Source organism: Methylorubrum zatmanii, assembly GCF_014845115.1.
Classification (GTDB): Bacteria; Pseudomonadota; Alphaproteobacteria; order Rhizobiales; family Beijerinckiaceae; genus Methylobacterium; species Methylobacterium zatmanii.
Window position 1 is genome coordinate 1 of the sequence record NZ_NKUI01000303.1, and the last position, 4,358, is coordinate 4,358.

Below are 4,358 nucleotides of genomic sequence, written 5' to 3' on the forward strand. Positions count from 1 at the left end.
GAGCCATCCACCCCATCTGCTTAACCTCTGGTTCACCACTGGAACGTGCGCGCTTATCCTGCGCTTAGCCTTCTACGCTTCAGCGGCAACGTTGGATTTGAATGTTTGACCCTACAAAACCCACAAGGTATACGTAGTTTTTCAAACTCTTCCCTTGCATCGTCGGGCATCGCGTATGATCTTGCGCCGCCGGGGGGGGCCCACGGAACGGACAAGCAGAATGACAGAAGAAAACCAAAAATCGTTCAACGACCTCGTCGAATTGGCGAGCGATATCGTATCGTCCTACGTATCGAACAACTCAGTGCCGGCCTCCGAGCTTCCGGGCCTGATCATCAACGTTCATGCCGCGCTGACTGGTCTCAGCACCCCCGCCACCGTGGCCGCCCCCGCCGAGGAAGTGATCGAGAAGCCCTCGAGCGCACAGATCCGCAAGTCAGTCACCCCGGACGCGATCATCAGCTTCATCGATGGCAAGCCCTACAAGACGCTGAAGCGGCATCTCGGTACCCACGGCCTCGATCCGTATTCCTATCGTCAGCGCTACGGCCTGCCGAACGACTATCCGATGGTCGCTCCGAACTACGCCGCCCAGCGCTCCGCCCTTGCCAAGTCGATCGGTCTCGGCCGTCCCGGTGGCCGTGCCGAGGAAGAGGCTGTCGCCGCTCCGGAGCCGAAGTCCCGCTCTCGTCAGAAGGTCGCTTGACCCGGCGCATCCCGACGTACCGAGCGGCCTGAACGGCCGTTCGCGATCGTCCCCGCGCAACCTTTGCCTTCGGCAAGCGTCAATCGCATGATCGAGACGAAGGGTGGTGTCTTCGTCAGCCCCCGCGGCGAACTGCCCGAAGGACATGCGATGGCGCGCCTAGCCACCCTTCTTCTGAATATTGCCGGCACGACATGCGCGCTGCCGCGGGCCGAGATCCGCGAGATCCTCCCGTTGCCGCGCCTGCATGCACCTCCGGCAGCGGGCGGTCCGCTCGCCGGCTTCCTCAACTTGGCCGGTGAGCCGGTGCCCGTCATCGATCTCGCCGTCCTGTTCGATCTCCGCCCGGCGGCTGCCGATGACGACCCGTACCGGCATCTGCTGCTGGCGCGACAGGGCGGTCTCGCCCTGCTCGTGGATCGGGCCCTCGACCTCGTTTCGATCGCGGATGGGGACATCCGGCCGATCGCATCGTCGCGGAGCCTGAATGGCTGCGTCGTCGGAGAATTTCCCCGCGGCGACGGCCTCGTGCATCTGCTTTCCCTCGACCGTATCCTCACCCTGGAAGAGCGGGTGCGGCTCGATGCGCTGACGCGGCAGGCGAAGGTCCGGCTCGCCGGGTTCGAACACGGCGGGGCGCGGGCCGGCTGAGTGCCTCTCACACAACTCCCGCCGCACCGTTGCGTCCGGAGTGAGCACGTCAGGAACCGTGAGTTTCGTGAGGCACTCTGAGACCGCCTGCCATGACCCAATCCGGCGAACGGTTGCGGCGCGCCACGGGCGCGGCGGTCGATCCGGGCTTTCCCGCCCTGAAGGAGCGGGTGATCGCCCGCACCGGCCACAATTACTATGAGGACAAGGACGACCTGCTCTACGACCGTCTGCACAAGCGGATGCGGGTCCGGGCGGTGGCCGATTGCGCCGCTTATCTCGCCCTGCTCGACGGGCCGGGCGGCCGGGACGAATGGGCGACGCTCGAAGCCGAGATCACCATCGGCGAGACCTTCTTCTTCCGTTACGCCGAGCAGTTCGCGGCCCTGCGGACGACGATCCTGCCGGGGCTGATCGAGGCCCGGGCCCCGTCCCGCAACCTGCGGATCTGGAGCGCCGGCTGCTCGACGGGGGCGGAGCCCTATTCCATCGCCATCCTCCTGAGCGATCTGTTGGGCGACGCCCTCGCCGAGTGGTCGGTGACGATTCTGGGAACGGATCTCAGCGCGGCCGCGCTCGCCACCGCCCGCACGGCGGAATACGGCCCCTGGGCCCTGCGCACCCTCGACACGGAGGAGCGTGCCCGCTGGTTTCGCCGCACCCCTGCCCGGCCCGGCCTGCCGCATGGCGGCTACGCCCTGCGCCCCGCCTTCCGCCGCATGGTCCGGTTCGAACGGCAGAACCTGCTGAGCCTGATCGACGGCTCGGAGCGGAATCCGGGCAGCTTCGATCTGATCCTGTGCCGCAACGTCCTGATCTATTTCAGCCCCGACCACGTGAACCGGATCGTGAGGGCCCTGGCCGAGCGGCTGAATCCGGAGGGCTGGCTCCTGATCGGGCATGCCGAGCCCAATCCCGCCTTCGCCCAGTGGCTGCGCCCGGTCGCCCTGCCGGGAACGGTGGCCTACCGCCCGGCGGACACGCCGGGCGGCGCGCCGCCGCCCCTCCTTTTACCGGCGATGCCGGACGCGGTCCCGCTGCCCCTCGCTCCGCCCCAACCCGTGCTGCCCGCCAAAACCGCGCCGGTCGCGGTGCCGATCCCGGCCGCGCCGGCGGCGGATCATCCGCTCTCCCCCGGCGATCTGCTGGCCGAGATCCGCGTGCTCGCCGATGCGGGAGAGACGGCGCGGGCCTGGCGGCGCCTGCATGAGGAGATCGACGGCTACGCCACCGATCCGGTGCTGCGCTACTACGAGGGGCTTCTCGCCCTCGACCTCGGCCGGGAGCGGGAGGCGGAGCGGGCCCTGCGGGGCGCGCTGTTCCTCGACCGCGGCTTCATCATGGCTCATTTCCAGCTCGGTCTGCTCTTCGTCCGGGTCCGGCGCCGGGATGAGGCGACCCGCGCACTCGACAATGCCCTCCGCCTCGCGCAAGGACTGCCGGCCGAAACGATCCTGCCGGAGGGAGACGGGGTGAGCGCCGCACGCTTGGCCGACAGCGCACGCCGCGCGCTGGCCGAAATCGCCGGGAGCGGCCCGTGAGGATCGGGGCCACCGCAGCAGCCGATCCGACCGCGCGAACGGCCGCCCTGCTCGATGCCCGCGCCGCAGCCCTCGCCGCCCGCAAGGCGGCGCAGGAACAGCCGGTCGAGACGGCCGCCTATCTCGTCTGCGCCTGCGGGCCCGAGCGCTACGGTCTGCCGCTGGCGGCGGTGTCGGGCATCGACCCCGGACGGCCCTGCACCGCCCTGCCCAACGCGCCGCCGGCCCTGCGCGGCATCACTGCGGTGGCGGGGTTGATCGTCAGCGTCCTCGATCTCGCCGCCTGCCTCGGGCTCGACAGGGCGCAGGACGAGGCAGGCGGCGGTCACATGGTGAGCCTGAGGGCGCAGGATCCGCCCGTGGCGCTCATGGTCGACCGCGCGGTTGGCATCGCCCGCATCGATGCCGGTCTCGCTCAGCCATCCGACCGGGGAGCCCTGGGACGCACTCCGCTTCTGGGCTATGCACCGCCCGGCTCCGACAGGACGGGGGATGTGGACGAAGGCTTCTCGCTCATCGACCTGCCGGCCCTGATCGCCCGTTTCATGACCTGACCCCTCGGTCGTCGCCTTCTCTGCACCGTCTGCCGGAGCCTTGTCGCGCGTGTCGCTCTCGATCGGAAAACGCATCCTCCTCGGCTTCGTGGCGGCCAGCCTGATCGTGGCGGCCTTGGGGGCCTATGCCCTGCGCCAGATCGGCAGCGTGCGCGACATGACCGACCTGATCGTGTCGCGTGACGTCGGCGTGCTGCGCCAGCTCGACGACCTCGGCAACGTCGCCCGCAACATGGGCCTCGTGCGGCGCAATGCGGTGATCGCCGTCCTGACGCAGGCGCAGGCCGCCCCGGCCCGGCAGGAGGACTTCCTGGGCAGCTGGCGCCAGAACGTCTCGGAACTGGAACGGCTGCTCAACACCGTCGCCACCGAGGTCAAGGAATACCGCGCCGCCGCAATCTCGTCGGAGCGGACCATCGCCTGGGGCCGTCTCGGCGGCGTCATCGACGAGACCACCGAAGCGTTCCGGCAAGTCCGCAATGCGAGTGAACAGCAACTGCGGGCCGTCGATGCGCGGGATGTCGCGGCCATCGAGGCGAAGAACGACGAGATCAACAAGCTTCACGACACGCTGCTGCGCAGTATCGCCAATGCCCGGACCGCCCTCGACGGCGTGATCGGCGCGGGCCAGCGCAGCGTCGCCAGCATCTACGACAACAGCCGCCTCTCGGTCGCCGTCACGGTGGCCGCCTCGATCCTGCTCTCGATCCTGGTGACGGTGCTGATCAGCCGCGCGGTGGTCCGTCCGCTCGAAGACGTCATGGGCTTCGTGGCCCGGATCGGCGCGGGCGACCTCACGGGTCGTTTGCAGCGCGGCGGCGAGGACGAGATCGGACGCCTCGCCATGACCCTCAACGGCATGGCGGCGGGACTGGCCGACCTTGCCCGCACCAACCGCGCGGCGAC

General features: G+C 69.0%; 5 protein-coding genes. All 5 read left to right on the forward strand.

The genetic code is table 11. The annotated features are described in order from the left end of the window. Positions 1–220: 220 nt before the first annotated feature. Entirely contained in the window at positions 221–706 is a 486-nt protein-coding gene (locus MZTS_RS23935; RefSeq protein ID WP_192285770.1) for a Ros/MucR family transcriptional regulator, read from the forward strand. 150 nt (positions 707–856) lie between these two features. Next, on the forward strand, positions 857–1,357 hold the full coding sequence (locus MZTS_RS23940; RefSeq protein WP_192285778.1) for a chemotaxis protein CheW: 501 nt from the start codon (positions 857–859) through the stop codon (positions 1,355–1,357). A gap of 92 nt (positions 1,358–1,449) precedes the next feature. Next, positions 1,450–2,898, forward strand: coding sequence for a CheR family methyltransferase (locus MZTS_RS23945; RefSeq protein ID WP_192285772.1), 1,449 nt, complete (start codon positions 1,450–1,452; stop codon positions 2,896–2,898). Beyond that, positions 2,895–3,452, forward strand: a complete 558-nt coding sequence (locus MZTS_RS23950; RefSeq protein WP_192285774.1) for a chemotaxis protein CheW — start codon at positions 2,895–2,897, stop codon at positions 3,450–3,452. The genes MZTS_RS23945 and MZTS_RS23950 overlap by 4 nt, the downstream gene beginning before the upstream one ends. Before the next feature lie 40 nt (positions 3,453–3,492). Continuing rightward, a partial coding sequence (locus tag MZTS_RS23955) for a HAMP domain-containing protein (protein WP_192285776.1) occupies positions 3,493–4,358 on the forward strand: 866 nt, incomplete at its 3' end.

Excerpts from the sequence above, each read along its gene's own strand:
- MZTS_RS23935 (WP_192285770.1), top strand. The coding sequence starts at position 221 with ATGACAGAAGAAAACCAAAAATCGTTCAACGACCTCGTCGAATTGGCG.
- MZTS_RS23940 (WP_192285778.1), top strand. The coding sequence starts at position 857 with ATGGCGCGCCTAGCCACCCTTCTTCTGAATATTGCCGGCACGACATGC.
- MZTS_RS23945 (WP_192285772.1), top strand. The coding sequence starts at position 1,450 with ATGACCCAATCCGGCGAACGGTTGCGGCGCGCCACGGGCGCGGCGGTC.